Source organism: Spongiactinospora rosea (genome assembly GCF_003315795.1).
Lineage (GTDB): Bacteria > Actinomycetota > Actinomycetes > Streptosporangiales > Streptosporangiaceae > Spongiactinospora > Spongiactinospora rosea.
Map to the genome: position 1 here is coordinate 13,667 of NZ_QMEY01000015.1, position 25,890 is coordinate 39,556.

At 69.8% G+C, this 25,890-nt stretch carries 25 protein-coding genes and 2 pseudogenes; 9 read left to right on the top strand and 18 right to left on the bottom strand.

The features are described 5' to 3' along the window. Positions 1 to 3: 3 nt before the first annotated feature. From DP939_RS28425 to DP939_RS28435, 3 genes are all read right to left on the bottom strand, one after another. Entirely contained in the window at positions 4 to 1,221 is a 1,218-nt protein-coding gene (locus tag DP939_RS28425; protein ID WP_113983857.1) for a CynX/NimT family MFS transporter, read from the bottom strand. Then, the gene (locus tag DP939_RS28430; protein WP_113983858.1) at positions 1,218 to 1,925 is read right to left on the bottom strand and encodes a FadR/GntR family transcriptional regulator; all 708 of its coding nucleotides are present in this window, start codon (positions 1,923 to 1,925) and stop codon (positions 1,218 to 1,220) included. Before DP939_RS28430 ends, DP939_RS28425 begins: the two co-directional genes overlap by 4 nt. Before the next feature lie 66 nt (positions 1,926 to 1,991). Next, on the bottom strand, positions 1,992 to 3,146 hold the full coding sequence (locus tag DP939_RS28435; protein ID WP_113983860.1) for an erythromycin esterase family protein: 1,155 nt from the start codon (positions 3,144 to 3,146) through the stop codon (positions 1,992 to 1,994). Between the two features lie 90 nt (positions 3,147 to 3,236). On the opposite strand from DP939_RS28435, the gene DP939_RS28440 reads away from it, so the two are divergent. Then, a complete protein-coding gene (locus DP939_RS28440) occupies positions 3,237 to 3,920 on the top strand; it encodes a TioE family transcriptional regulator (protein WP_113983861.1) in 684 nt (227 codons plus the stop codon). Here DP939_RS28440 and DP939_RS28445 read toward each other — a convergent pair. After that, positions 3,896 to 4,132, bottom strand: a pseudogene (locus DP939_RS28445) (hypothetical protein); the annotation flags it as partial. The gene DP939_RS28440 and the pseudogene DP939_RS28445 sit on opposite strands and share 25 nt — an antisense overlap. A 78-nt stretch (positions 4,133 to 4,210) precedes the next feature. Continuing rightward, complete coding sequence (locus tag DP939_RS28450) at positions 4,211 to 4,585, bottom strand: nitroreductase family deazaflavin-dependent oxidoreductase (RefSeq protein WP_113983863.1); 375 nt, start codon at positions 4,583 to 4,585, stop codon at positions 4,211 to 4,213. A gap of 93 nt (positions 4,586 to 4,678) precedes the next feature. On the opposite strand from DP939_RS28450, the gene DP939_RS28455 reads away from it, so the two are divergent. Then, positions 4,679 to 5,371: a TetR/AcrR family transcriptional regulator gene (locus DP939_RS28455; protein ID WP_113983865.1), complete on the top strand. Its 693-nt coding sequence runs from the start codon at positions 4,679 to 4,681 to the stop codon at positions 5,369 to 5,371. A gap of 15 nt (positions 5,372 to 5,386) precedes the next feature. Here DP939_RS28455 and DP939_RS28460 read toward each other — a convergent pair whose 3' ends face one another. Beyond that, the gene (locus DP939_RS28460) at positions 5,387 to 6,517 is read right to left on the bottom strand and encodes an FAD-dependent oxidoreductase (RefSeq protein ID WP_113983867.1); all 1,131 of its coding nucleotides are present in this window, start codon (positions 6,515 to 6,517) and stop codon (positions 5,387 to 5,389) included. A 95-nt stretch (positions 6,518 to 6,612) separates the two neighbouring features. Here DP939_RS28460 and DP939_RS28465 point away from each other — a divergent pair, with 95 nt between their 5' ends. Beyond that, entirely contained in the window at positions 6,613 to 7,311 is a 699-nt protein-coding gene (locus DP939_RS28465) for a TetR/AcrR family transcriptional regulator (RefSeq protein WP_113984056.1), read from the top strand. A 389-nt stretch (positions 7,312 to 7,700) separates the two neighbouring features. Here the strand turns inward: DP939_RS28465 and DP939_RS28470 are convergent, their stop codons facing one another. The 3 genes from DP939_RS28470 to DP939_RS28480 all read right to left on the bottom strand — a co-directional run bounded on the left by DP939_RS28470 (position 7,701) and on the right by DP939_RS28480 (position 11,556). Beyond that, positions 7,701 to 7,976: a hypothetical protein gene (locus DP939_RS28470; protein WP_147268182.1), complete on the bottom strand. Its 276-nt coding sequence runs from the start codon at positions 7,974 to 7,976 to the stop codon at positions 7,701 to 7,703. A 12-nt stretch (positions 7,977 to 7,988) separates the two neighbouring features. Continuing rightward, the gene (locus DP939_RS28475) at positions 7,989 to 10,193 is read right to left on the bottom strand and encodes a hypothetical protein (RefSeq protein ID WP_113983869.1); all 2,205 of its coding nucleotides are present in this window, start codon (positions 10,191 to 10,193) and stop codon (positions 7,989 to 7,991) included. Between the two features lie 322 nt (positions 10,194 to 10,515). Continuing rightward, positions 10,516 to 11,556, bottom strand: a complete 1,041-nt coding sequence (locus tag DP939_RS28480) for an NAD(P)-dependent alcohol dehydrogenase (RefSeq protein ID WP_113983871.1) — start codon at positions 11,554 to 11,556, stop codon at positions 10,516 to 10,518. 94 nt (positions 11,557 to 11,650) lie between these two features. On the opposite strand from DP939_RS28480, the gene DP939_RS28485 reads away from it, so the two are divergent. Next, positions 11,651 to 12,244: a TetR/AcrR family transcriptional regulator gene (locus DP939_RS28485; protein ID WP_113983873.1), complete on the top strand. Its 594-nt coding sequence runs from the start codon at positions 11,651 to 11,653 to the stop codon at positions 12,242 to 12,244. A 135-nt stretch (positions 12,245 to 12,379) separates the two neighbouring features. Here the strand turns inward: DP939_RS28485 and DP939_RS28490 are convergent, their stop codons facing one another. After that, on the bottom strand, positions 12,380 to 13,156 hold the full coding sequence (locus DP939_RS28490) for a hypothetical protein (RefSeq protein ID WP_113983875.1): 777 nt from the start codon (positions 13,154 to 13,156) through the stop codon (positions 12,380 to 12,382). A 439-nt stretch (positions 13,157 to 13,595) separates the two neighbouring features. On the opposite strand from DP939_RS28490, the gene DP939_RS28495 reads away from it, so the two are divergent. After that, entirely contained in the window at positions 13,596 to 14,792 is a 1,197-nt protein-coding gene (locus tag DP939_RS28495; RefSeq protein WP_113983876.1) for a sensor histidine kinase, read from the top strand. Positions 14,793 to 14,795: 3 nt separating this feature from the next. After that, a complete protein-coding gene (locus DP939_RS28500; protein WP_113983878.1) occupies positions 14,796 to 15,458 on the top strand; it encodes a response regulator transcription factor in 663 nt (220 codons plus the stop codon). Positions 15,459 to 15,650: 192 nt separating this feature from the next. On the opposite strand, the gene DP939_RS28505 is transcribed toward DP939_RS28500, so the two are convergent. Beyond that, the gene (locus DP939_RS28505; protein WP_147268183.1) at positions 15,651 to 16,055 is read right to left on the bottom strand and encodes a hypothetical protein; all 405 of its coding nucleotides are present in this window, start codon (positions 16,053 to 16,055) and stop codon (positions 15,651 to 15,653) included. Between the two features lie 406 nt (positions 16,056 to 16,461). Further along, the gene (locus DP939_RS47155) at positions 16,462 to 17,151 is read right to left on the bottom strand and encodes an MFS transporter (RefSeq protein WP_199565500.1); all 690 of its coding nucleotides are present in this window, start codon (positions 17,149 to 17,151) and stop codon (positions 16,462 to 16,464) included. Between the two features lie 21 nt (positions 17,152 to 17,172). On the opposite strand from DP939_RS47155, the gene DP939_RS28520 reads away from it, so the two are divergent. Continuing rightward, complete coding sequence (locus DP939_RS28520) at positions 17,173 to 17,556, top strand: acyl-CoA-like ligand-binding transcription factor (RefSeq protein ID WP_113983884.1); 384 nt, start codon at positions 17,173 to 17,175, stop codon at positions 17,554 to 17,556. A gap of 323 nt (positions 17,557 to 17,879) precedes the next feature. On the opposite strand, the gene DP939_RS28525 is transcribed toward DP939_RS28520, so the two are convergent. The 4 genes from DP939_RS28525 to DP939_RS28545 all read right to left on the bottom strand — a co-directional run bounded on the left by DP939_RS28525 (position 17,880) and on the right by DP939_RS28545 (position 21,371). After that, entirely contained in the window at positions 17,880 to 18,617 is a 738-nt protein-coding gene (locus DP939_RS28525) for a hypothetical protein (RefSeq protein WP_199565468.1), read from the bottom strand. Between the two features lie 90 nt (positions 18,618 to 18,707). Next, a complete protein-coding gene (locus DP939_RS28535) occupies positions 18,708 to 20,060 on the bottom strand; it encodes an alpha/beta fold hydrolase (RefSeq protein WP_113983888.1) in 1,353 nt (450 codons plus the stop codon). Between the two features lie 2 nt (positions 20,061 to 20,062). Then, positions 20,063 to 20,413 (bottom strand): ArsR/SmtB family transcription factor, encoded by a 351-nt coding sequence (locus DP939_RS28540; RefSeq protein WP_199565469.1) that lies wholly within the window; start codon positions 20,411 to 20,413, stop codon positions 20,063 to 20,065. Positions 20,414 to 20,648: 235 nt separating this feature from the next. After that, a complete protein-coding gene (locus tag DP939_RS28545; RefSeq protein WP_113983891.1) occupies positions 20,649 to 21,371 on the bottom strand; it encodes an ArsR/SmtB family transcription factor in 723 nt (240 codons plus the stop codon). A 92-nt stretch (positions 21,372 to 21,463) separates the two neighbouring features. Between DP939_RS28545 and DP939_RS48090 the strand changes: the two genes are divergently transcribed. Beyond that, entirely contained in the window at positions 21,464 to 22,102 is a 639-nt protein-coding gene (locus tag DP939_RS48090) for a flavin reductase family protein (RefSeq protein ID WP_225878549.1), read from the top strand. A gap of 271 nt (positions 22,103 to 22,373) precedes the next feature. Here the strand turns inward: DP939_RS48090 and DP939_RS28555 are convergent. Continuing rightward, positions 22,374 to 23,339 (bottom strand): annotated as a pseudogene (locus DP939_RS28555) (FAD-dependent monooxygenase); the annotation flags it as partial. Between the two features lie 66 nt (positions 23,340 to 23,405). Between DP939_RS28555 and DP939_RS28560 the strand changes: the two are divergent. After that, a complete protein-coding gene (locus tag DP939_RS28560) occupies positions 23,406 to 23,993 on the top strand; it encodes a TetR/AcrR family transcriptional regulator C-terminal domain-containing protein (protein ID WP_113983895.1) in 588 nt (195 codons plus the stop codon). 225 nt (positions 23,994 to 24,218) lie between these two features. Here DP939_RS28560 and DP939_RS28565 read toward each other — a convergent pair whose 3' ends face one another. Further along, positions 24,219 to 25,856, bottom strand: a complete 1,638-nt coding sequence (locus tag DP939_RS28565) for an amidase (RefSeq protein WP_199565470.1) — start codon at positions 25,854 to 25,856, stop codon at positions 24,219 to 24,221. Positions 25,857 to 25,890 lie beyond the last annotated feature (34 nt).

A 25,890-nucleotide genomic window follows, 5' to 3' on the forward strand; every position in this document is an offset into this window, starting at 1 on the left:
GCTTCAGGAGGAGTGCGGGTCCTTGATCTGCACGTCGCGGCCCGCGCCGAAACCGGCCGCCACCATCGGCACGCACAGGCAGATCACCACGATGAGCGGAACGCTCCAGCCGCCGGTGCGGTCGTGCAGGATGCCCAGCAGCAACGGCCCGGCCGCGGCCACCAGGTAGCCGATCGACTGGGCCATGCCCGCCAGCGCGGGCGCCTGCGCGGTGCTGCCCGCGCGGTGGCTCTGGAAGGTCAGGGCCAGCACCAGGCAGGCGCCGCCGCCCAGGCCCAGCAGTACGCACGACACCAGCGCCAGCTGCGGGGAGACGAGCAGGACGACGAAGCCCGCGCCGATCGACGCCGAGGCGGCCACCGCCGCCCACCGCTGATCGTGGCGGCCCCGGGTCAGCAGCGGCAGGAAGCCGCTGGAGAGCAGGCCGACCACCTGGTAGAAGAACAGCATCCACCCGGCCTCGGCGGCCGAGACGCCCTCATGGACCAGAATGCTCGGCAGCCAGGCGATGGTCACATAGAAGGCGAGCGACTGCAGCCCCATGAACAGGCTGACCTGCCAGGCCAGCCATGATCGCCAGGGGGTCGCGCCGCGCGGCGCGGCCGGTCCGCCCTGCGCGGTGTCGCCCCGCATGCGCGGGATCCAGACGGCCAGGGCCAGCACGATCAGTACCGCGCCCCAGGCCAGCGACGTACGCCAGCCGCCGGGCAGCGCCTGCGCCAGCGGCACCGAGACCCCGGAGGAGACCGCCGCCACCAGGCCCATCACGGTCACGTACAGGCCGCTGACCGCTCCGATGCGGTGGCCGGGCACGCTGCGCCGGATCACCGCGGGCAGCAGCACGTTCCCGCAGGCGATCGCCGCGGACAGGATCACGGTGCCGACGAACAGCAGGGCCACCGAGGGAAGTGACCTCAGCACGGTCCCGGCGGCCAGGACGATCAGCGACAACACCAGCAGGCGCGAGGTGCCCAGCCGGTGCGAGATCCGTCCGACCAGCGGGGACGTCGCGGCGAAGGTCAGCAGCGGAAGCGTGGTGAGCAGGCCGCTCCACTGCGGCGACAGGCCGCTGCCCCGCTCGATGGCGGGCAGCAGCGGGCCCACTCCGGTGAGCGTGGCCCGCAGGTTCGCCGCGACGAGGACGACCGCGACGACGAGCCCGAGCGAGACGGCGCGGCCATCGGCCGTCGTCTCGTCCCGGACGGAGGTCTCCGCGCTCATTCGCCCGCCCCGGCCGGGGTCCGGGCGGCGGAGCGGCGCGTGACCCGCACCACCGAGGACGCGGCGTGCCGGGCGGCGGCCTCGTCACCGGCCTCGATGGCGTCCACCAGCCGGACGTGCAGGCGGGCGTGCTCGGCGGCGGCCTCGGGGTCCCAGGGCACCGCCCTGAGCGTCGCCGTCAGGGCGGTGCCGAGGTAGGCGTACACCTCGGCGAGCAGCTCGTTGCGGCCGGCGTTGACCACCTCGCGGTGGAACTCGCCGTCGGCCGCGGCGAGCGCCGCCATCTCCCCGGCCCGGTTGGCGTCCTCCACGGCTGCCAGCAGCCGCCGCAGGACGCCCACCTCGCGCTGGGTGCGGCGCGCGGCGGCCAGCCCGGCCGCGTACTCCTCCAGGATCGCCCGCAGCTCGAAGATCTCCTCCTCCCGGGCCACGCTCGCGCGCCGGACCAGCACGGACTCCAGTTCGCTCGCGGCCCGGACATAGGTGCCGTCGCCGACCCGGGCCTCCAGAAGTCCCAGGTGCACCAGGGCGCGCAGCGCCTCGCGGACGGTGTTGCGGCTGACCTTGAGCTGTTCGACCAGAACGTGCTCCGGCGGGATCCGGGTGCCCACCGGCCACCGGCCGGACTCGATGTGGGCCCGCAGGCTGTTGACCAGCTGGGCCGACATGGTCGCCGACCGATGCGGTGCCTCAAGACCTTCCATACGACTCCTCCAAATGTTGGACATTAGTATTGACCGGCATATGGTCATATGTCCAACTGGAGGGGGTCACCTCTGCGGCGTGGCCCGCTTGAGGAAGACGATGCCGTCGATCGTGCCGAGGTGGCCGGGGTCAAGCGGGAAATAGGCGAAATCCTGGGACACGCGCGGAGCGGGCCCGGCGACGGCCCCGGCCAGGCGGCGGGAGTCGATGATGGCCCGGTCCCACGGCAGCGTGGACAGGACGCCCTCGACGGTGTCCGGAGGCGGGACGTCCTCACCGGCCGTGCCGAAGGCCGAGGCCAGGAAGGCGTACCGGTCGCCCAGGCGGGCCGCCGTGATCGCCCCCGCGCCCCACCACTCCAGCGTCTGCTCCCCGAACCGCATCAGGCTCTTCTCCCGCTGCAGGTGCAGGTTGTGCGCGAAGACCATGGCCGGGCCGCGCTCGGCGACGGCACGCAGGTTGGCGGCCATCATCGCGTCCCGCAGCGCCGACAACCGGCCCCACCGCACCGGGGAGTCGTCGGCCAGCCAGTGATGATAGCGCAGCAGGCCGACGGCGGTGCGCCCGTAGAGCTCGGCCCGCTCCCGGTCCTCCACGCTCATGCGCGGCGCCTGCGTGTCCAGCAGCGCCACCAGATCGTCGGCGATCAGCCGCAACCGCTGAGCCTCATCGGACCGGCCGATCGACTGGGCCGGGTCCATCGCCGTGGCCTCGTTGGACCACCGCTCGTCCGGGCCCAGCAGCGCGTCAAGGGTCGCCAGGCCGGGGAGCGGGCCGTCCAGGAGGGCGTGCAGGGCGGTGAGCGCCTGGCGCGGGCTCTCGGCCCAGTACTCCAGCGGGCCGTCGAAACCGGAAAAGCGCAGCTTCTCCTCGTGCTCCTCGTTGTAGGCGCGCATCCAGGCGACGAGGTCGCGGTTGGCCGGGGAGGCGCCGAAGTCGTGGCTGAAGCCGCGTTCCATCACCTCCGCAAGCGTGTCGGCGCCCGTCGTGATGTAGTCGTCCACCAGCAGGCCGCGCAGGCAGTCGCTCTCGATGGTGAAGGACCGGTAGCCCTCGTGCTCGACGAGGTGCCGGAAGAGTTCGTTGCGCAGTTCGCCCAGCTCCCCCACGAAGTGCCGGGCCTCGCCCAGCCCGAGCAGCAGGGGCTTGGCGGGAAGCGATCGCAGGAACGCCGAAAGGCCCGCGCCGTCCAGCGGACGGGCCGTGTCCATGACATCCATGCCCTCAACGGTATCGCTGGACCTTCGGTATAAACTTTGCCGCGAAAACGCCCGCTCATCTGCGAGAAACCTTCAATCGGTGATACATCCATGAGGCCGGTGGACCTGGCCCGCGAGCACGGTCTGTCCACCCAGGCGGTCAGGAACTATGAGGACGCCGGGGTGCTGCCCCCCGCCGCGCGTACCGCGCACGGCTATCGCACTTACACGCCCCTGCACGCGCAGGCGCTGCGCGCGTTCCTGGCCCTCCTGCCCGGGCACGGCCACCCGGCGGCCACGTCGATCATGCGGGCCGTCAACGAGGGCGCCACCGAGGACGCGCTCCGGCTGATCGACGAGAGCCACGGCCGCCTCCTGGACGACCGCCGCACCCTGCAGGCCGTCGAGGCGGCGCTGCGCGATCTGGCGCCCGTGCCGCAGGAGCGCCGCGAGACGTTCATCGGGCCGCTGGCCAAACGGCTCGGCCTGCGTCCCGCCACCCTGCGCAAATGGGAGAAGGCCGGACTGGTCCGGCCGCGCCGCGACCCGCAGACGGGCTATCGGGTCTACAGCGCGGCCGACGTACGGGACGTGCGGCTGGCCCACCAGCTCAGGCGGGGCGGCTACCTGCTGGAGCAGATCGCCCCGCTGATCGCCCAGGTCCGCGCCGCCGGGGGCGTCGCCCCGCTGGAGTCGGCCCTGCACGACTGGCACGCCCGCCTGTCCGCGCGCGGCCGCGCCATGCTCAGGGGCGCCGCCGAACTGGACGCCTACCTCCACGCCCGTGAGCCCTGAGCCCGGCGGCACGCTTCGGTCGCCCGGCCGGTTCCCCGCCCAGACCGCAGGAGTGCGGCCCGGCCACGGGCTGGCCTGTTCGAGCTGCCCGGCGAGGTGGAACAGCCGTCCTCCCGCCCGAAACCGGCGGCGAACTGCACGCCGATCGGCAGCCCCGTCCCGGCGTCGGCCATCACCGGCACCGACATGGCGGGCGTGCCCGCCACGCTGAACGGCGCGGTGAACGGCCGCCCTCGGCGTAGGCGCCCAGCGGCAGCGGAAGCTCCGGCAAGGCCGGGGTGAGCAGAGCGTCAGCCGCCCACCAGGTCCATGCGCAGGAACTCGCTGATCCGCAGCAGCCTGGGCGGGCGTGCCGCCCCCTCGGGCAGCGCCCGGAACGCCTCGGCCTCCCCGACCAGGCGGGGAGTGCCGAGTTCCAGCTCCCGCCCGTCGATCCGGAGCCGCGCGCGGCCGGACGCCAGGACGTTTCGCGTCCAGTCCGAGCCCGAACCGTAGACCAGGACGAACAGGTAGCCGCCGGCGACGGGGTAGGCGTCCAGCGGCGTACGGTACGTCGCGCCGGAGACGCGGCCCACGTGGATCAGCACCGGCCACTTCCCGCCTGCGATCGCGCGGGGGTTGAACACCCGCTTGTTCACCTGTCCCCACCATCTGGGCATCGGCATCGGGAGGCTCCTTGTCCCACGGCGCGACTTACATCTGTAAGGCTGTCTTACGTGTGTAAGCTTGTCAACCCGTCCTGTTCCATTGGAGCCGCCATGTCACCAGCACCCCGGTCACAGCGCCGGCCGCTCAGCACGGCCCGGGTGCTGGAGGCCGCCATCCGGGTCGCCGACCGCGGCGGCGCGGAGGCGATCACCATGCGGCGGGTGGCACAGGAACTCGGCGTGGAGGCGATGTCCCTCTACCACCACGTACCGAACAAGGACGCCATCCTCGACGGCGCCATCGACATGGTGTTCGCGGCGATCGAGCTGCCCGGCACCGACCGCGCCGACTGGCGCGACGCGATCCGCGTCCGCGCCCATTCCGCGCGCGCGGTCCTGTCGCGGCACAGCTGGGCCCTGGGCCTGATGGACTCCCGCCGCGACCCGGGCCCGGCCACGCTACGCCACCACGACGCCGTCCTCGGCGTGCTCAGGAAGGCGGGGTTCACGCTGCCGATGGCGGCGCACGCCGTCTCGCTCATCGACAGCTACATCGGCGGCTTCGTCCTGCAGGAGGCGAACCTGCCGATCGCGACGCCCGAGGACGTGGAGGAGGTGGCCGGCGGCATCCTGGCGCACATGCCCGCGGACGACCTGCCCTACCTCACCGAGATGATCGTCGACCACGCCCTGCGGCCGGGCTACGACCACACCGGCGAGTTCGCCTACGGTCTCGACCTGATCCTGGACGCCCTCGAAGCCCGGCGCCGTGGGGCGGAACCGGGTCCCCGCGACGGCAGGTGAGCCACGGGGGCGGGCTCAGTGGTCACGCAGGTGTTCGGGGATCTGGGCGAGGAGGCTTTCGTAGGTCGTGTCGCCGAGCATCTCCTTGAGGTGCGCGGCCGTCTCGTCGTCCGCCTGGCTCATGCGGGTGAACATGGCCTGCTCGTATTCGGCGAGGCCGGTCTCGACGTCGCCCGGATGGGCGGCGAGGGCCTTGCCGAGTTCGGCGCCGTCGTACATGGCCTGGTTGGCCCCTTCGCCGTTGGGGGCCAGCAGGTGGGCGGCGTCGCCGAGCAGGGTCACCCCGGGCGTGCGGTCCCAGCGGTGCCCGTCGGGCAGGGCGTAGTGCGGGCGCAGCACCGGCGGGGTGTCCGAGTCGCTGATCAGCGCGGTCAGCTCAGGGGCCCAGCCCTCGAACTCCGCCGCGATCCGGGCGGCGGCCGCGGCCGGATCGGCGAAGTCGATGTCGTCGAACCACTCCAGCGGCCGGGTCAGCTCCACATAGGTGTGCAGGGTGCCGCCACGTTCGCGGTGGGCGGTGATGCCCTTCCCCTCCGCGGGGACGAACATCGAACCGCCGCCGACCGTCGCCGCGGCGACCGGGTGCCGGATGTCGGCGTCGAACAGGTAGGTCTCGACGAACGACGTACCGGCGTACTCGGGCACCGCCGCCGACACCAGCGGCCGGACCCGCGACCAGGCGCCGTCCGCGCCGACCAGCAGATCCGTGGTGAGGCCACCGCCGCCGGCGAAGATCACCTCATGGCGGCCCCCACCGAGGCTCCGGGCGCCGATGACCTTGCGGCCCCACCGGACGGTGCCCTCCGGCAGCGCGTCCAGCAGCATCCGCCGCAGGTCCGCGCGCTGCGCCTCCGGGCGGCCACCCGTGCCGTCGTCGGCCTTCTCGAACAGGACGGCGCCGTCCGGCCTCAGCGCGCGCATCGCCTGGCGGCCCTCCAGCACGATGGCGCGGAACTCCGCCATCAGGTCGGCCGCCGCCAGGGCGAGCTGCCCGTTGTAGTGGTGAATGTCGAGCATCCCGCCCTGCGCCCGCGCCTCGGCTGAGGCCTCCGCCTCGTAGACCTCGGCCGGCATGCCGTTGACGTTCAGGACGCGGGCCAGGGTGAGCCCGCCGAGCCCGGCGCCGACGATCGTGACCGGGTTCATGACGGCTCCTTCACTCCAATTACTTTGGTGCGACATTCCATGTTGGAACAGTACACCAAATTGGTTCGGTGCTCCAAGGTGGCAGAATGCAGGACATGGCAACGCGAGCGCGCCCGGCACAGCGGCGTAGACAGGTGCTCTCCCGCGAGCAGATCATCGATACCGCCATCGGCCTGCTCGACGCGGGCGGTGAGAACGGCCTGACCGTCCGGGCGCTGACCGATCGCCTGGCCACCGGGTCCGGGGCGGTCTACTACCACGTGGGCAGCCGGGACGAGCTGCTCGACACCGCGACCGAGACCGTCATCGCCGCCGCCCTGGCGACCGCGCCCGACCATGCCCCGGCCACACCCGAGGACGAGATCCGCGACGTCGCCCTGGCCCTGTTCGACGCGATCACCGAACACCCGTGGCTCGCCACCCGGCTCGCCCTCCAGATCACCCGGAACCCGTGGGGCCCGGTGACGGTCGGGATCTTCGAGCGGATCGGCCGGCAGGTAGGCGCCCTGGGCGTACCGCGGCCCTCGTGGTTCGTCGCGGCCTCAACGCTCGTGCACTACATCCTCGGCGCGGTCAGCCAGAACGCCCGCATCGGCGGGGAGACCCCGGCCATCGAGACCGACGCGGAACGCGAGGAGTTCCTTGGCGCGACGTCGAAGGCGTGGCAGGCACTCGACCCCGGCGACTACCCGTTCATGCACGCCATCAGCGGCCAGATGCGCGAGCACGACGACCGGGAGCAGTACCTCGCGGGCATCGCCCTCGTCCTGGACGGCATCACCGGCCTGCGGTGATCAGGGCCGCCGCGGGGACAGGGGCGTCCGGCGCGCCGAGCTGGTCGCGGAAACGCGCGGCCGCGGCGTGCTCGCCCGCGTCCTCGCGCACCACGTCCATCGCGGCGCGCAACCGCGCGGGCCCGGTCCAGCCGCAGCGGCAGCGGCAGCCCGGCGTCGTGCAGGCGGACGAGGCGGCCGTTGATCAACCGGTCGCTGTTCGTCGGGATGACCACGGCGGGCCGACCGGCCCGAAGCGCCTGGTACGTCGTCCCGCTGCCCCGCAGTGGATCACCACGGCGGCATGCGGCATCACCCGCGTTCCGGGAACGAAACGCCCCACCCGCACATTGCCCCGCCAACATCCGCGCCGGCCGGTGATCAGCATCAGTGCTCTCATCGCCGCGGGGTCACCCCGCCAGTCGCCGCTCGACGAGCCGCACGACCTCGTCGGCCTTCTCCTCGGTCATCCGGGACGGCGTGCCGAACCAGTGCGACCACACCTGCCGCACGAGGTCCCGGTCCACGCCGCCCGCCGCGACGATACGGCCGGCCAGGTCCTGAATCTCAGGGGCGTACTCGTCCTCCGGGGCGCCTCCCTCCAAGAGCCCCTCGACGTCCACCGCGTCGATCGCCGCCTTGACCGCCGATCGCACCCTTTCCGGGCGCGGCGCGCTGTCTCGCATGCTCATCACCGTTCAGCTCGGCACGATCGAAATGATCCTGCGGAACTCCACATCGACCACCACAATGAATCGCTCCAAATGCATGGCGACATTTGCCGCATTCAGCTCAATGATTCCGTTGTTCACCACGCGCTCGAAATCCTTCAGGGTCAGCATGCCCAGTGCCCGCGTGCGCGGATCCTTCAGCCGCATGATGCCATGGTTGGTGATCTGGAATGGCGTGTCCCTGAACGCGCGGTAGATCTCCTGGTGGGTCAGCTCGCGCAGGGGACGCTCGCGTACCAGCCCCCTGAACCGCGTCTCGCCGAACACCTCCCGGCCCGACCTGCCGACCAGGCGGCTGTGGCGATGACGCGGCCGGTAGTCCGGATCGACCTCATGGTCGCTCGCCCGCAGGTGCAGCGAGACCGCGCCTGCCGCCTTCGGACGCGCGAAGAACGAATCGATCCACCGATAGCGGGCCTTCAGCGCGGTCAGCGCGGTCAGCACCACCGGGACCGGCGAGCCCATCCGCTCATTCGCTTCGGCGATCGCCCGCGCCTGCAGGAGGGCCGCGGGCAGCTCGGCCGCCTTTTCCGCCCCTCCCGGTTTTGGTTTCGGTGGCTTTTCCCCGAAGAGTTTGCGCTTGAACTGCTCCCACTTACGCCGGAAGAATCCGACGAACCGCTCCTTGACGCCGCGCCAGGTCCTGCCGACGAATTCGATCACGTTCTGCTTGATGAAGGTCTTCGCACTGTCGGCCAGCTCGGCGAGTCTCGCCTTGCCGTCGTCCCACAGCCGGGCGGCCTCGCGCTTCGCGTCGTTCCAGGCCCGGCGGGCCAGCGCGGCACCCTGCTCGGCCAGGCTCCTGGCCTTGTCCGCGACCCAGCGACCGGCGCGGACGACGGCGTTCCTGGCCTCGCTGAGCTTGGTCCGCAACATCTCCAGCAGGCGTGTGACCAGCCGCCTTCCCGCCTCGACCGCGCGCCGGACCATTCCCAGCACGGCATCGACGCCCCGGCGCAGCGCGCCGATCGCCCGCTCGGCCAGCCCGCGCAGCACGCCGGGCACCCGCCGCAGCAGCCCCAGCGCGGTGTCGAGGAATCCGTTCGCCGAGGCCCTGATCGACCGCAGGACGCCGTCCACCCGGCGTAACGCGCCGGCCAGCATCCTGCGCGCGCCGGTGGCCAGGCCCTCCACCGTGGCGATGAGCCCACGGCCGAGGCCGCCGATCCAGCGGGTCAGCCGCCCGCCCAGGCGCCGTACGCCCGACAGCAGGCGCGCCCCGAACCTGCGGGCCTTGCTCAGCAGCGTGCCCCCATGCCTGAACGCCGCCGACCACAACCTGCGGCCCAACCTGAGGAACCGCCCTCCCCCGCCGCGGACCGTGCGCAGGACACCTTTCCCGATGCCCTTGGCCACGTCGCCGACTCCCGGGACCCAGGCGACCAAGGTCAGCGCCAGGTTGGCCCACTCCCACGGGTCCTTCCAGCCGCTCTTGCGCAGCTTGATCAGGGAGGCGATGGTGTCGCGGGCGTCGGCGACCTGACCGGCGTAGGGCACGAATCCGATGGCGATCTGCCCGACGGTGTTCCAGACGGTCGGGTTCTCCTTGAAGTCGCCGATGACCGCGCCTTCCAGGACCTCGTTCTGGACGCCCATGGCCCCCTCGGCCATGGACTCCATCCCGCCGAGCACCCTGTCCATCCGCTCGATCGGCCCCGGGTCCACCTTCCCCGGCGGGCTGCCCTGCTGGGCGGCGGCGGCAGCGCGCTCCCGGCGTTCGGCGGCGATCGCGTCAGTGGAGAACTTGTGCCACCGCTGGAAGAACATCTTCACGCCGATGTGCCAGGGGTTCAGGAAATCCCAGAAGGTCAGATCGGCGGAGGTGAAATCCGAGACGATCATGTCCTTCATGCGCATGAGCCCTGAGCCCGCCCGCGCCACCAGCTCGCGCAGCGGGCGGACGACGTGCTCCATGCCCCATCCGGCCGCGCCGCCGACAGCGCCCTTGAATCGTTCCCACAGGCCGGGGTTGCCCTTCGGCTTGGGGCCCGGCGGGGTGATCAGGGGCGGCGGGAAGACGCGTACGGGTGGCGGCGCGATCGGCCTTTCCTGCACGGCGGCGGCCGCGACCGCGGCGTTGCCGGTCCGGGTCTGGGCGTTCAGGAACCGCCGGGAATCATCCGGGGGCGGTGTTCGCCAGGGCGGCGCCGCCTGCAGAGCCGCCGCCGTCATCGCGTTGCTCAGCGAGATCTCGGCCGTAGGAGCCGGCGTCCGCCCATGCTGGATCTCCGCGGCCGTCCGGCGCTCCCTCCCGGACGCCGGCCTGGCCTTACCCGGAGGCTGCTGCCGCGGCAAAGGTCGTGCGGGTAGCGGCACCGACCATCACCCACGATCACTGCGAGGAGCGGACCTGCTCTGTGGCAGCCAGCGTGACACCGGCGGCAAAACCGCTCCGGGACCGGAGTGTCACTCCTCCGTCACCGGAACATCACAGAGGGTGTCGGTGACGCGGATCGCTTGTTCGCAGGCCAAGGCGAGGCGGGGGGTCGCGACTTCAGTCCAGATCGGACAAGTCGAGCACGAAACGGTAGCGGACGTCGTCGCGCCGGAGGCGGTCGAGCGCCGTGAGCACCTGCGCGGAGGGAAGCACCTCGACGTCGGCGACGATGCCGTTGCCGGCGCAGAACCGGAGCATCTCGGCTGTCGCGGGACGGCCCGCGCTGCCTGCGGAGCTGAGCTTCTTACGGCCGACGAGCAGATCCATGGCCTCGACGGTGAGCGGGCCGAGGTATCCGAGGAGGCTGAGCGTGCCGTCCATCGCCACCGACCTCAGGTACGGGGCGAGGTCGTGAGCTGCGGGAATGGTGTCGAGGACGACATCGAAGGTGTCGCGCGCGGCGGCCATCTGCCGAGTGTCGGTGGAGTCGATGAGGTCGTGGGCGCCGAGCCGGCGGGCGTCTCGGTGCTTGTCCCGCGTGCGGCTGATGACGGTCGTGGTGGCGCCGAGCGCCACGGCCATCTTGACCGCCAGATGCCCCAGGCCGCCCAGCCCGGCCACGGCGACGCGACTGCCGGGGCCCACGCCGAGGGAGCGCAGGGGTTCCCAGACGGTGACGCCGGCGCACAGCAGCGGGGCGGCCGCGGCCGGGTCGAGGCCGGAGGGAAGCGGATAGGCGAAGGCGTCGCGCACGACGTACTCGCGGGAGTAGCCGCCCAGAGTCGTCGATCCGTCCCGCCGGTCGGTGCCGCCGTAGGTCAGCGTCGGGAAGGAGTGGCAGAAGTTCTCCTGTCCGGCCTCGCACATGGCGCACACGCCGCAGGAGTCGACGATGTTGCCCACCGCGACGCGGTCACCGACCGAGAAGACGCTCACCTCGGGGCCGATCGCGGTCACCACGCCGGTGAATTCGTGCCCTGGCACCAGAGGCGCACTGGTGTGCTGGTCATGGTCACGCAGGGCGTGCAGGTCGGTGTGGCACACGCCGCAGTGGCCGACCTGCACCGCGATGTCATCCGGGCGCAGGTCACGGCGCTCAAGCGTCGTGCGGCGCAGCGCCATCGGGCCGGTCGCCTGCCATCCGGTGGTCGTTCGCATAGTTGAATCCTCAAATAGACCGTACAGTCTGTCGCAGCTTAGGTCCGGCCGCGCACGAAAGCAAACCAACTGTTCTGTTTGGTAGGATCAGGGTATGCCGGAACAACCCCAGACGTCGCGCGGCGCCGAGACCTACCAGCGCATCCTGGACGCCGCCACCAAGGAGTTCGCCCAGCACGGCATCGCCGGGGCGCGCATCGAACGCATCGTGACGGCGGCGCGCACCAACAAGGCGCAGCTCTACGCCTACTTCGGCGACAAGGAACGACTCTTCGACGCGATCTTCCTCAGCTCGCTGGAGCGCATCACCAACGTCGTCCCCATCGACGCCGACGACCTCGCGGACTGGGCCGTACGCCTCTACGACGAATACCTGCGCCGCCCCGACCTCATCCGGCTGGCGACCTGGACACGCCTGGAACGCCGACCTGCCGGACACCTCGTCGAGACCCACCAGCACTACGACGACCACAAGCTCACGGCCATCACCCAGGCCCAGGCCGCCGGGCGTATTCGCGCAGGCGACCCGTTCGACATCATGGCCATGGTCATCGCCATGTCCATGGCCTGGTCACCGGTCAGCAACGTCTACGCGGCCAGTGACCAGGAACCTCAAGCTGTACACGACCGTCGCCGCGCCCTCCTCCGCGACTGCGTCCGAAGGGCCACCACGGCCGACGCCTCATGACTGCTGCGGCGCCCGCTTACGTGGGCGGCGGCGCGGCGTGGCTCGAAGCGGCCGGGGCGGCCGGCGATCCGGGCCATCCGGACCATCCGGGAAACGGAGCCGGCCCGTCGGAGGGCGGTGAGGTCGCCGCGATCGTCAGGGGGTCGGATCCGCTTCCGGACGTCCGGGGCCGGTGGGGAGCCGGACGACGGCCGACCAGGCCTGTCCCTCGCCGAACTCCCACGCGGCGATCACCGGATACGGGGGAATACCGCATCCGGGGTTCTCGTCGTCCTCGACGTAAAGGGCGCCATCGCACCTGGCACTGTCGGCGTCCCTGCACAGGTCCAGCAGGTGGTCCCGCAGCCCCGCATGTTCGACGGCGGCCAGGCGATTCCTCCAACGATCTTCGACCCCGTACATGGACTCCAGCGGCGTCAGGTGTTCGGGACCGCGCATGGTTCCCGTGATGACGCGCATCGCGTCCAGCAGCGATCCGTCACTGTGCACGCGGAAGGCGACCAGGGGAGACGCCTTCGACAGATCACTGGGCTTCATGCCGCGCTCGATGAGGATCCGGCCCAACTCCACGCCCGGCAACCCGGACTCCAGCCCGTCCACACCGTGCCCCGAGTCCTCGGCGTAGAAGATCGAGTTGCCCAGGTCGATGGTCCAGTGCGGAGCTATGCGGTCCCAGCCTTCGAAGAGTCTGCCCAGGATGGGCATGCTGGGGAACGGCGGCCTGACGATCTCCCCGCGCGCCAGCGGGGCGACGTCGAAGTCCCTGTCGAACAGGTCGAGCGACAGGTCGGGGCAGACGTAGTACGTGCCGTACGTCGCATCCGCGTCGTAGTCCTCCAGCGGCTTGCCGAGGAGGATCGCGAAGGCTTGGGTCAGGGCGTCGTCCCAGGCGTTCGGCGCTAAGGCGGTCATCGTGCTCCCTTCACATGGTCGGTGCCCCGCATCGTAGAGATCGGCTCCGACAAATCGGCACCTCACATCGGCGCTTTCCCGTCTCCGCCCGCGCGGCCGCCCGCCTACGGGATGGGTGGTGTCACGCGCTGCCGCACCCGGCAAAGCCGGAACGGGCGTAGCGGCAGTGATCGCCACCTGTCAAAAGCAGCCGTTCCCACAGGTCAGGCATTACTTCATTGGGAAATTTCCGCATTGCTACCGAGACCCCGGCCGAGTCCAGGCCGGGCGCAACGCCGCCATCATCGACGTCCCCGGCTTCGACCGGCGCTCGCCGCGAGCGCTACACGCCTGGCGACGGTAGAGGGTGACAGCTGATTTCTGCCATCGGCCTTCAGGCGTAGGTCCGTACGCGGTGGGGATGAGGCGGGGAGCGGGGGTCGCGTCATAGCGTCAGGTCATGATACGTCGGCTCTTATCGTGGTGGAGCGGTCATCATCGGGTGGCGGACGCACTACTGGCCACGGTCGCCTGCGGGTATCTGCTGATCACGGTTCCGTACCACGACCAGAGCGTCACCGAGCCCGGTCACATCGCGGTGACGTTCTGGGGTGATCTGCTGGCCTACGCCAGTCTGGCCTGGCGGCGGAGCCATCCACTGCCGGTGTTGGCCCTGGTGTGGACGTTGTGGTTGATGGGCGGCCGGTGGGACATCTGGGCGGAGTGGAACGCCTCGTGGTCGGAGTTGAGCACCCCGACCGCCCTGATGCTCATGTTCTACACGACGGGTCGGTGGACCACTTCCCGATGGGCGGGGCTGTTCCTCGGCGGCACGCTGGTGCCCGTGGCGCTGGGTGCCGTCCGGGTATGGGCAGGTCCAGACGTCGTGCCGTTCCCGATGCCCGCTCCCGCCGACGATCTGTTCACGATGTCGTTCGTGTCGTGCCTGGCCGCTTGGGGGATGGGCAGACTGCGCCGCGCTGAGGCCGAAGCCCTGGCCGAGGCTGTCACTCGCGCCGAAGAGAGCCAGGTGCAGGCCATTTTGGACGAGGAGCGCGTGCGGATCGCGCGAGAGCTGCACGACATCGTGGCGCACAATGTGAGTGCCATTGTGATCCAGGCGCATGGGGCCGCTGCCGCGCTTCTCGATGAGGACATCGCCGCGGCGGACGCGGCCGTCGAGGCGATCGGCGAGTCCGGCCGCACCACGCTCATCGAGCTGCGGTTGTTGCTGGGAGTGTTACGGCAGGCGCCGGCCGCGCCGCAGCCCGATATCCAGGCGATCCACGATCTAGTCAGGCGGCTGCCGCTGGAAGTACGCTTTCGGGTCGAAGGACAAGCTCACGAGGTGTCTTCGGTTATAGGCTTGTCCGCCTATCGCATCGTGCAAGAAGCTCTGACCAACACGCTCAAGCATGCTGGGAAGGAAGCCAACGCCGAGGTGTTACTCAACTACGCCGACGATGGGCTGCACATCCGGGTCACCGACAACGGAGCCGGTCGTTTTCGTCAGGAGCCCGCAGGAATGCGGCCGGCCGGAGCCGGACATGGTCTGATCGGCATCCAGGAGCGCGCTGCGATGCTCGGCGGTACGGCGCGGGCCGTGCCGCTCCCCGGTGGGGGATTCCAGGTCGAGGCGACACTTCCCTGGGTGTGATCTGTGGCAGAGACGATCCGCGTGTTCTTGGCCGATGACCAGGAATTGGTTCGTACCGGAATCCGGCTGGTGCTCCGCCGCGAAGCCGGCATCGAGGTCGTCGGCGAAGCCTCAGACGGCCAAGAGGCACTCGACCTGCTGGAGCAGATTCCCGCCGACGTGGTCGTCATGGACGTGCGTATGCCGAGAATGGACGGGATCGAGGCCACCCGGCACATCTGCGCGCGTGACGGACCGAAGGTGCTCATCCTCACCACCTTCGATCTCGACGAATATGTCTTCGACGCCATTCACGCAGGTGCCAGCGGCTTCCTGCTGAAGGACACCGCGCCCAGGCTCTTCGTCGAAGCGATCAGGACTGTGCACGCGGGAGACGCGGTCATCGCCCCGTCCGCGACGCGTCGGCTCATCTCCCACTTCGCCTCCCGCCCACAGGGCTCCGCCAAACCCCCCGACCAGCGCGCCGCGCTGCTCAGCCCGCGCGAACGAGAAGTTCTCGCCGAGATCGCCGCCGGCCAGTCCAACATGGAGATCGCAGCGCGGATGTACCTGTCGGAGGCGACCATCCGTACGCACGTAAGCCACATCCTCACCAAACTCGGCCTGCGTGACCGCGTGCAGGCTGTCACCTTCGCCTACGAGAACGGCCTGACCCGACTCGGCTGACACTCGCCCCTCTGGCGGACAAGGCGCCCACTCAGGTTGTGGCACGGCAGTTGCTGCGATAAGAATCGGCAGGCACCTGGGTACGGCTTCGCAGTGGCACGAACATCAAAGCGGGATCGGAAATGTCCGATCCCGCTTTTTACCGCATTGGCCGTGCTTTGGACTCGTCGATGTGTCCGTCACCGACCAGTGTTAAGCGCAACCGTCACGGGTGCAGATGGCGTAGTCGCGAAGATGGCCGTTCTCGTACAGGTCCACATAGACCCTTTTTGCTCCGCCGCGAAGGTTTACGACCATGGTGAATCCGTGCGTGCGGGTGCGGTTGCAGGCGCCCCGTGTTTCTCTGGCTCGAATGGTGCCACCCGTGAATGCGGTGTACACGACGTCTCGGCAGCCGGAGGCGGCCTTGAGTGCGCCGCTGACCTTGACCGACCGGTTGTACCAGATCAGGCTGCCTTTCACGTAGGAGTTGCCGTACCTGACGTTGTAGCGCGTCTTTGGGTAGTCGACGGACTGCGCAGTCCCGGCCGACGGCGCAGCGAGAGCAGTCGCTAACAGCATCAGGCATGAGCTGACCAGCAGGACGATTTTGTGCATGATGTCTACCTTCCTGATCGAGTGGAGGGCGGGGCCCCCGATCCGGCATCCACTCAGATGCCGATCCCCGCCCTCGCGGTCGCAATCCACGTCTCCGGGGCGTGCTGCGATGTTCGTGGTTTTCCTCCTTTCTCTGAGCGAAGGTCTCCCCGAAGACCGAACACACGCTCAAGACTGCAAGAAAGGCCGCTCACCGCGCCTCTGTCTCACGGTTGATTGCGAGAGTCAGCAGATCTACGTAGCCGGGCAACGCTGTCTCAACGTTTTGCCGGCTGTCGAGGTGATGTCCCGTCGGTCGGTGTAGGTGGAGCTACGAACGGCACGTCGTGTTCGAAAGGTGCAGGTAGCACGCGCGGAACATCCAACGAACCTGGTCCCGGCGGCGCGCCATGCCGGGCCGGCACCTTCAGAAGTGCCTGTACCCGCATGTCGCCCTGGTGCGGGTGGCGCGAAAGGACGATCCGCCCTGGGCCATTGGCACTGAGGGCTGATCCGGGGTCAGCGAGGATGACGATGGCGCCTGTGCGGGCGAGTTGTTCGGCGACGAAGTGTCCGATGCCCGCGTTGCCGCCCGTGACGAGGAAGTTCTTGCCCTCGGCGTGTGGCAGGCGTCGTACGTCCCAGGGGGCTCGGCCGGTGGAGGGATCAGGGGCACGGCCGGGGCGGTGATGGCGGTGAGGCTGGCCATCATGGCGGAGCCGAAGCCGGAACCGGCCGCCGGTTGCTGGATCGCCGACAGGGAACCGCTGGCGCTGTCGGCCTCGTCGAGATCGATGTCGCCGATCGCGCCATAGCAGGCGCCCATCCCCAGGCCGGTGAGGAAGACGGCTGGTGTGAAGGCCCACAGACTCAGGTCCGTGCCGAAGGCTGCGACCAGGACGAGCAGCCGGCCGCAGCCGATCAAGATGACGGCGAGACCGAAAAGGAGAAGGGTGCGGCCCAGCTTCTTGATCAGCACCGTGCATGCTCCCGAGGCCACGATGATGCCGACGGTCATCGGCAGCAGCCCCAGGGAGACGTCCCGCGCCGAGGCGTACAGCCGCTGATCTTCGACGACGGCGCCGAACGACACATCTGGCTGACCGCCGCGGTCCACGACCGGCCCCCCGGCCAGTCCGTGCTGGAAGCCCTGCGCCGCAGCATGGCGGCCCGTGCACCCTTCACCAACGATCTCCCGCCCGAACTGCGGCACAAGCGCGACCTGATCGTCAGCACGCCCGCCCTGCGGGAATACTCACGCAAGCTCTGGATAGCCGGCGAGGGAGCCCTGGCCGAGGCGATCGCCGCCGAGAGCGGCCGCGACCCCTCCGACATGACCATCCGCGCTCTGGCCCGCTACGTCCTGGAGATCCCCGAACTCGCGGGCACGGAACCCGACCCCCTGGCCGCACTGAACGCCATCTTCGATCTTCTCGACTCCGGCTGGCCCGAGTCACCCGCCGCTCTGGGTAGTGATGCGGTCGGTCGGCGGGAGCGTGGTTCGCACGGGGTGACAGCCTGATCTGATCGTCCGCTGAGCAGGAAGGGCGGGCCTGCGTCATGGACTCTGGCCGGGCGCGCGGTGGCCGGGGGCGATGAACGACAGCCGCCGAACTCCAGAGCAGACAAAGATCGCGTATACCCCAAGGCCACGCACCGACCATGTAGTCTGCACCGGTTTCGGTACTGCCACGGCTCCCCTATTCAGCCGGTGAGCCGTGGCAGTACTACGACCTAGCGCATGCTCGCCGCCGTCCCCAATCCCCATCCGGCCAACACCCGGGCGAATCAGCACGCCGGCCCAGTGACCCTGCCGCCGGTCATCGAGATCAACCGGAGGCCGGCTTAGTCCGGCTGCGCGCCACGGTCCAGTAGGTGCCGCACGAATGCTGGGTGGGCGTCGCCGACCTCGATGATGTTCTCATCAAGAGCGTTGGCGATGTGGAAGCGGCCCGTGCCGAAGACGAACTCCACCGCGAGGGTGTCGGCCGCCACGTCACGACGTGATGGCCGCCACTCAAGGAGCGCGACCTCGCGCAGTTCCTGGCCGATGAACGGCTCAAGCCGTTCATCGGCGCCGGACCATGCCGGAGTCATCTCGAACCACTCCCAGCCGCTGATCGCAGCCGTCGTGTCGATGGTGTTCCAGCCGATCGACAGCTCATCGAACTTCGAGTGGCAGATCTCTACCTGGACACCGTCGAAGTCCAGCACGATGGGGCAATCGGCGTACCAGTCTCCGTCCTCGATGAAACGCACGATCGCGAACCCAGTCAGGCGCCGACCGCCAAGCGCGGCCAGGCTCGGTCCATGATCATCGCGGACGGCTTTGAGTCCGACGAGGAAGGTCGGCGCGAAGCCGGAAATGCCCAACACGAGAGGCGATTGTCCAATTTCAGCACTTGAACGAGCAAGCTGATATCCGCCCGGGTCGAAGAGCCCACTTGATTCCACGCTGAGGGGGCGGGAGGTCGGCGCCGAAGATGTCGTGCAGGTGTCGCTGCTCGCCGCCGCCTTCGACCCCGATCTGCCCGCGATGGACTTCAGCGTGCTGGCGGGGGCAGCCGGCGCGAGAAGGGTCATCCCCCGGCGTCTGCTGCTGACTGGCCCGTATCCGGGCTGGACGTGTGATGCTCAGCTCCTGGTGGGGGCGAGCAGGGCGACATATGATCGTCAGCCGAGCAGGAAGGTGCGTGCCTGCTGGGCGACCGGTTCCGGCGCCATCCAGAACGCGGAGTGATCGTGGTCGGGCAGCGTCAGTACGGTGACGTTCGGCAGGATCGCGGCCAGCGCGTGGGCACCGTTGCGGATGAAGGTCTCACCGTTGCCGCCGACGGCCACCGCGATCGGTGCGTCGATCGACCAGCGGTCGGTGGGCAGCGGCTTGCCGTCCTGGAGCCCTCGGAGAATCCGGCCGTCGTATGCGTAGGTGTGGGCGTATTCGGCCATGACGTCCCAGGATGGGTCCTGCTTCATCGCGGGGATGTACTCGGCCGGGACACCGATCATCTCGGTCATGAAGTACTCGACGGCCTCGCTGCGCTTGCCCGCCGCGACCAGGGCTTCCTGGTGTTCAACGTAGTCCGCGGGCGCCGGAGAACGAGAGTCGTCGACGATGAACGGCGGCTCGTAGAGATAGAGCCCCGTCACCTTGTCGCCCAGCGCGCCGGCCGCGTCGAGGGTGAGTCCGCAGCCACCGGATCCGCTGGTCAGGGCCGCGGAGCCGCCTGCCACGTCGATCAGGGCGGCGATGTCGTCGATTTCGCGCGCCGGGTCGTAGGGCTGCGGATCACCGCTGGCGCCGCGGCCGCGGCGGTCGAAGCTGATCACGGTGAAGTGTTCGGACAACGCCTTGGCCACGCCCGCGACCCCGGTGTGGTCCTCGGCGACGTTGCTGATCACGATGATCGCGGGACCCGAACCGGTCTTCTCGTAGGCGATCGTGGTGCCGTCGGCGGAGGTGACGGTGGAAAGATGGGACATGATCGTTTCTCCTTCGGTTGATTGTGCGTCGGCGTGATTGCCGTGCGGGTCGTCCAGCAGGGTGCCGAGCCGGTCGAGAGCTTCGGCGTACCCTTCGGCCATCTGGAGGTCGACCGCCCGCTGCAGGGCTTGGCCGTCGGGGAAGCCGGCCGTGACGTTGACGGTGCAGCCGGTACCGGCTGAGGCGAAGGTGACGGCGGTCGGGAAGGTGCCCGTGCCGTCGGACTGCCACGCCTCGTCGGCGAATGTGTCGTCGTACTTCAACTCGGCGCGGGCGACCACCGTCTTGTAGGTGGCGATGCTGCGGACCGGGGCGGCCGATTCGTCCACCGGCGCGATCTGGAACCGCCAGCGTCCGCCCGGCCGCACGTCCATCTCGTACACGGTCGCCGCCCAGCCCTGCGGACCCCACCAGCGGGTGATCGCCTCGGCGTCGGTCCAGGCCCACCACGCACGGTCGACGCCGGCGGCGTAGGTGCGGCTGATGTGGATGGTGTTGTTCGACCGGTCGATCACGATGCCGTCCGCGGTGTCTTCGGACATGCTCAATCTCCTTGCTGGTTCGTCTCGTCGGGTGAACGGTCGTCCTCTTCGAGGAAGGAGCCGAGGCGATCCATGCGCTCCGACCACAGGACGGCGAATCTCTGCACCCAGTCGCTCAGCTCGCGTAGCGATTCGGGGTGCAGCCGGTAGATCCGCTGCTGGGCCCGTCTGGACACCTCGACCACGCCCGCCTCGGCGAGCAGCCGCAGATGCCGGGACACCTGCGGCTGGCCCAGGCCCAGTGCGTCGACGATTTCCCCCACCGACCGCGGACCGTCCCTGAGCAACTCGACGATCCGGAACCGGTTCGGTTCCGAGATCGCCGTTAAACGCTGTTGCACGCTGTTGACCACGCCTCGAACATACACGAGAGCATATATACACGCAAGTGTATGTATCGGCCTGGCCTGAGGGGACGCCGCTGCGCGGCTTCCTGGGAGAACCGGCCACCCCTCGACACTGACGTCGCGTCGTCCCATGGACCATGAGGATCAGCCGCTGATGCGCAATCTCCGCTTGATGGTGCGGGCGAAGTCCATCGCCTTGCCGAGCCCTGCCCAGTGTCGACCGCGGCCGTGTCAGAACTCCTCACTTCTTCGCAAGGAGGAGTTCTGACGACAAGCCGAGATGGCGATGTAGCGCCCGCCGGCCGAGGGCTGTGACTGCGACGGCGCGCGTGGTGCCGATGGGAGTGACCCAGCCTGCGTCGAACGCGTGACGGCACAGGACGGCACCGACGGCGCCGGCCAGGTGAGGGCGGCGTTCGGTCCAGTCCAGGCATGACCGTACCGATGGCCGGCGCGTACCGGCCGTGACGGTGATGCCGAGATCTTCGAGCCAGATCGCTCCGGCGCTGGTGAGCCCGAGTCCGTGTTCCAGGTCCAGCAGCCCGCGTTCGAGCATCGCATCGGTGATGTCGACCCCCACGGTCCCGGCGAGGTGGTCGTAGCAGGTGCGGGCGTGGGCGAGGGTTCGCCGGCGACCGGCCGCCGACAGGGAACGGGGCGCCGGGGCGCGCTCGGGCGCCATCGCGGTGAGGCCCTCGATCAGCTCGGCTACGTGCGGACCGGCCAAGCGCACGTAACGGTGGCGGCCCTGCCGTTCCTCGGCCAGCAGGTTTCCGCGGACGAGCGCGTGCAAGTGCTCGGTCGCGGTCGAGGGCGCCACTCTCCCATGGCGGGCCAATTCCGTCGCCGTCCAAGCCCGGCCATCGAGCAGGGCGAGACAGAAGCCTGCCCGCGTACCGTCGGCCAGAAGCTTCGCCACGGTGGCCAGGTCGGGACCGGCTACATGCGCGCGCTGCGTGTCCATGCCGCCGATTGTCCCCCTGTGACGCTTCGGCCCAGGCCGAAACGACCGGCCCCTAGGCTGCCGCCATGAACACGGCACCTCCCCGCATCCACGTGGAGATCGAGCCGAGCATCTTGTACTTCGGGACGCCGGTGGTGCTCCTGTCGACGGAGAATCAGGATGGCTCGTTTAACCTTGCCCCGATATCGTCCGCATGGGCCCTCGGACAGACGGTCGTGATGGGGCTGGGCCCCGATGGGCAGACCGCGCACAATCTCGGTAGCCGCCCTGACCTGGTCATCAACCTGCCGGCCCCTGCCCAGTGGCCGGCCGTGGAGCGGCTGGCGGCACTGACCGGCCGAAGTCCAGTGCCTTCCGGCAAACCCGAGGACTGCCGCTTCGAGCCGGACAAGTTCGCCGCCGCGGATCTGACCGGCGAGCCCTCCCATCTGGTCCGGCCGCCTCGCGTCGCCGGATGCCCGATCCAGTTGGAGGCCCGTGCCGGGCGGGTGCAGCCGGACGTCTTCGGGGACTTCCTCATCGTCGAGGCCGTCGTGTGCAAGGTGCACGCAGACTCCCGCATCGTCGTTCCCGGCACTGACCACATCGATCCCGCAGCGTGGAGCCCCCTTATCTACAACTTCCGCCACTACTTCGGACTCGGCCCGGAACTCGGCCACTCCTACCGCACCCGGACACCCCGCCGGAGTCATCCGCCCGGCCCTCGGGGAGTATCGAACGGAGGGTGCTGATCGGCGCCGGGTTCCCAGGGAGCCGCCAGGTGCCGCCGCGGTCGCTCTTCGAAAAGCGCGCGGCGAGGCCGGGAAGGTGCAGGAAGCACGCCAGGGCGGTGGCGGCCTGGAAGGCGTCGATCGCACGCTGGGTCATCGGCATGCCCAGGCGCAGGAGACGCGGGTTCACCTCGCCCTGGATCTCGTTGACGAAGGGCCGCAGCACGCTGTCGTAGTTCGCCAGCGCGGTCGGCAGGTCGCCCGGGTGCCGGTTGATCTCGCCCGCCAGGACGTGGGCGCCGGCCAGGCCGCCGGAGACGCCCATGCCGCTGTAAGGGGAGGCGCAGTGGGCGGCGTCGCCGACCAGGACCACACGGCCCTTGGACCAGGTGCCGGTTCGGACCTGGACGATCTCCTGGGAGTAGAAGAAGGGGCTGGTCCGCATGCCGTCGATGAAGCGCTCGGTCTGCCAGCCCGCGTCGCGAAATCTGCTCGCCCAGAAGTTCCGCTGGCGCTCGACCGGTTCCCGGTGGATCGCCGAGGCCTCCTCGGACTCCTCCCGCAGCACGAAGTACACCTGCGTCTCGGTCGGGTTGTGGCTGCGGCGCATGATCTGACGGCCACCCGGGACCAGGTAGGTGTCCCGGATGTCGCCGTCGGACGCGATGCGCGGGATGAACCAGTAGGCCATGTGGATGCCGACCCGCCAGTACGGGTCGCGGCCCGCGGGGAGGATCGCCCGCCGGATGCGCGATCCCTGCCCGTCCGCGCCGACCAGGAGGTCGAACTCGCCGGAGGTCCCGTCGGAGAAGTGAGCGATGACCTTCCGCTCGTCCTGCTCGAAGCCGTCCACGCTCACGCCGAAGACGTGCTCGGCGTCGTCCTTCGACGCGTCGTGCAGGATGCGTACCAGGTCACCGCGCATGATCTCGTACTCGGAGGTGAGGGTCTGCCGGCCCCGGCCGGAGGTGTTGGCCATGATCGTCGCCTTGGTCCTGCCGCGCGCGTCGACGAAGGCGACGCCCGCCTCGTCCACCAGCCTGCCGCGGACGGCGTCAAGAAGCCCCATCCGCTCGACGGCCTCGATGCCCTGTCCCTGGAGGTCGACCTGCGCCCCGGTGGCCCGCAGCACCGGAAAACGTTCGACGACGGTCACCCTGTGGCCGCCCCGCGTGAGCCAGAAGGCCAGCGCCTGGCCCGCTATCCCGCCGCCGGCGACAAGAACCCGCAGGGGGTCCGGACTGTCGGCCATACCCATCACCTCAAAATCTATCAGTGAATGATTCCTCTCCCAGGGTCATCTATCAGTGATAGATTTGTCAACGTGACCAAGGTGAACCGCGAGATCGTCGTCTCCGAAGCGCTCGACCTGCTCGACGAGGTCGGGCTGGACGCGGTCAGTACGCGGCGGCTGGCGCAGCGGCTGGGCGTCGAACAGCCCTCGCTCTACTGGTACTTCCGCACCAAGAAGGACCTCCTGGCCGCCATGGCGCAGGCGGCGATGGCACCGCATTCGGCCGCCCCGCTGCCGACGCCCGACGACGACTGGCGCGAGTGGTTCCTGGACAACACGCGAAGCTTCCGGCGCACCCTGCTGATGCGCAGGGACGGCGCACGCCTCCACGCGGGCAGCACTCCCGTCGGCGACCTCGACCGGATCCGCCGCAAAATGGACTTCCTGGTCACCTCCGGAGTGCCGGAGCGGGACGCCCAGACGGCGATGCTGGCCGCCGGCCGTTTCACTGTCGGCAGTGTCCTGGAAGAACAGGCGGACGCCGGCTCCGGCGACGGCTCGGATCCACCGGCGGACGTGCCGATGATCGACCACGAGTCGGCATTCGAGGCCGGCCTGGCCCTCATCCTGGACGGCCTGCTGCACCACACCGCACTGCGGGCCGCCGGTGATCGCTGACTGGCGCCGCCACCGCCATCTGGCCACCCCTTGAATATGATCAATTGCCCTCAATCGGGGCGTGTTGTGGTGGCCCTGCGCACCCTCGGCGCTCTGGCCCTGTCCGCGGCCGTCCTCGCCGAGCCCGCGGAGCCTCCCCCCGGCCACCTCCAGGTCGGTGACGGGGTTCTCGCTGAGGAGAATCCGGGTGCCTCCATCTGCCGTGCCGGGCGGGCCGAGGTCGGCTCAGGGGTTCAGGGGCGGGGTGCTCTTCGGTGGGCGGCGGTGGTGGGTGGCCTGCTCGTAGTCGAAGGCGAGGCCGAGCAGGGTCGGTTCGCTGAAGGGGCGTCCGAGCAGTTCGACTCCCACCGGCATGCCGTCGGGTGTGAAACCGGCCGGGATCGTCAGAGCGGGAAATCCGGTGTTGGCGGCGAGGGGGCAGATCCTGAGCCCCGCCTGGGGCTGCCCGATCGGGGCGGCCTGCTGGGAGACCGCCGGGTAGACCAGTGCGTCCAGGTCGTTGTCCCGCAACAGCTCGTGGAGCAGATGTTGCGCCTCCGTGCGCCGGGCCAGCCGCTGGCGATAGCCGTCTTGCGGGGCGGTCGAGCCGCCCAGCCGTTCCTTGAGTCGCTGCAAGACCGTGGGCGTGACCTGGCCGGAGGTGACGATGTCGGCCAGGGTCACGATGTCGGCCGGTGGCTCCAGCCGGGCCAGTGAGCGTGGGAATCGTGAACCCGGTGCGGCCAGGTAGCGGTTGAGGTCGCGTTCGACCTCGTCGGCGAACACGCTGGAGCCGTCCAGCGCCGACATCAGCGCGGGCTGGGCGGGCAGGTCGATGATGGTCGCGCCCTGCGCGGCCATGTCCCCGGCGGCCGCCCGGACCAGCGCCGTCGTCGTCTGCGCGGGCGCCGACGTGCTCAGGTAGTCGGTGAACACGCCGATGCGGGCGTCGACCAGAGCCTTGTCGTTCAGGGTGGCGGTGTAGGTGCGCGGGATCCGGCCGATGGACGCCTTGGTGGACGGGTCGTCCGGATCGTATCCGGCGGTGGCGTCCAGGATCAGGGCGATGTCGCTGACCGACTTGGCCATGGGGCCGCCGACGTCCTGGGTGTCGGAGAGGGGCGCGATGCCGTCGCGGCTGGACAGGCCCTGGCTCGGACGCAGCCCGACCAGGCTGTTGTGCGCCGCCGGGCTGCGGATGGAGCCGCAGGTGTCCGAGCCCAGCCCGGCCGCGCCGAAGCCGGCCGCGACACCGGCACCCGTGCCGCCGCTGGAGCCGCCCGGGTTGCGGGTCTGGTCGTAGGGGTTGCGGGTCTGCCCGCCAAGCGAGCTGATGGTCTCGATGCCGGAGGCGAACTCGTGCATGTTGGTCTTGGCGATGACGATCGCGCCCGCCGCGCGCAGCCGCGCGACCTGCTCGGCGTCATCGGCGGTACGCCAGTGCCGCAGCGCCAGCGAGCCGCTGGACGTGGGCATGTCCGCGGTGTCGTAGTTGTCCTTGATCAGGAGCGGGATGCCGTGCAGCGGGCCGCGGATGCGTCCCTTCCGGCGTTCGGCGTCGAGCCGGGCGGCATCGGCGATGGCCGTCGGGTCCCGGCGGATGATCGCATTGACACCGGGCTGGTCGGCGTACGCCCGCTCGTAGGCGTCGATGCGCGCCTGGTACGCCTTGACCAGTCCGACAGAGGTGACCTGGCCGCGCGCCAGTAGGTCGCGCAACCCGGTGGCGTCCAGGTCCACCACCCACTCGGCGATGCGGGCCGGCGCGGCCCGGTCGCCCGCGTCGCCGAGCGCGGCACCGGCCGCGACCGGAGACGTCGTAAGGACGATACCGGCCGCCAAGGCCGCCACTCGGGTGTGCCGGTTCCGCCTTCGTCTTGCCACATCGGCCTCCTCGTCACCGATTGGCGCCTCGATG

Coding starts and splice junctions, on each gene's coding strand:
- DP939_RS28430 (WP_113983858.1), bottom strand. CDS start 1,925: ATGGAAGGTCTTGAGGCACCGCATCGGTCGGCGACCATGTCGGCCCAG.
- DP939_RS28470 (WP_147268182.1), bottom strand. CDS start 7,976: ATGCGAGACAGCGCGCCGCGCCCGGAAAGGGTGCGATCGGCGGTCAAG.
- DP939_RS28505 (WP_147268183.1), bottom strand. CDS start 16,055: ATGCACAAAATCGTCCTGCTGGTCAGCTCATGCCTGATGCTGTTAGCG.
- DP939_RS28545 (WP_113983891.1), bottom strand. CDS start 21,371: ATGGACACGCAGCGCGCGCATGTAGCCGGTCCCGACCTGGCCACCGTG.
- DP939_RS28450 (WP_113983863.1), bottom strand. CDS start 4,585: ATGCCGATGCCCAGATGGTGGGGACAGGTGAACAAGCGGGTGTTCAAC.
- DP939_RS28485 (WP_113983873.1), top strand. CDS start 11,651: ATGCCGGAACAACCCCAGACGTCGCGCGGCGCCGAGACCTACCAGCGC.
- DP939_RS28440 (WP_113983861.1), top strand. CDS start 3,237: ATGAGGCCGGTGGACCTGGCCCGCGAGCACGGTCTGTCCACCCAGGCG.
- DP939_RS28535 (WP_113983888.1), bottom strand. CDS start 20,060: ATGTCCGAAGACACCGCGGACGGCATCGTGATCGACCGGTCGAACAAC.
- DP939_RS28435 (WP_113983860.1), bottom strand. CDS start 3,146: ATGGATGTCATGGACACGGCCCGTCCGCTGGACGGCGCGGGCCTTTCG.
- DP939_RS28455 (WP_113983865.1), top strand. CDS start 4,679: ATGTCACCAGCACCCCGGTCACAGCGCCGGCCGCTCAGCACGGCCCGG.
- DP939_RS28460 (WP_113983867.1), bottom strand. CDS start 6,517: ATGAACCCGGTCACGATCGTCGGCGCCGGGCTCGGCGGGCTCACCCTG.
- DP939_RS28495 (WP_113983876.1), top strand. CDS start 13,596: ATGATACGTCGGCTCTTATCGTGGTGGAGCGGTCATCATCGGGTGGCG.
- DP939_RS28490 (WP_113983875.1), bottom strand. CDS start 13,156: ATGACCGCCTTAGCGCCGAACGCCTGGGACGACGCCCTGACCCAAGCC.
- DP939_RS28465 (WP_113984056.1), top strand. CDS start 6,613: ATGGCAACGCGAGCGCGCCCGGCACAGCGGCGTAGACAGGTGCTCTCC.
- DP939_RS28525 (WP_199565468.1), bottom strand. CDS start 18,617: ATGACCCTTCTCGCGCCGGCTGCCCCCGCCAGCACGCTGAAGTCCATC.
- DP939_RS28480 (WP_113983871.1), bottom strand. CDS start 11,556: ATGCGAACGACCACCGGATGGCAGGCGACCGGCCCGATGGCGCTGCGC.
- DP939_RS28475 (WP_113983869.1), bottom strand. CDS start 10,193: ATGACGGCGGCGGCTCTGCAGGCGGCGCCGCCCTGGCGAACACCGCCC.
- DP939_RS28425 (WP_113983857.1), bottom strand. CDS start 1,221: ATGAGCGCGGAGACCTCCGTCCGGGACGAGACGACGGCCGATGGCCGC.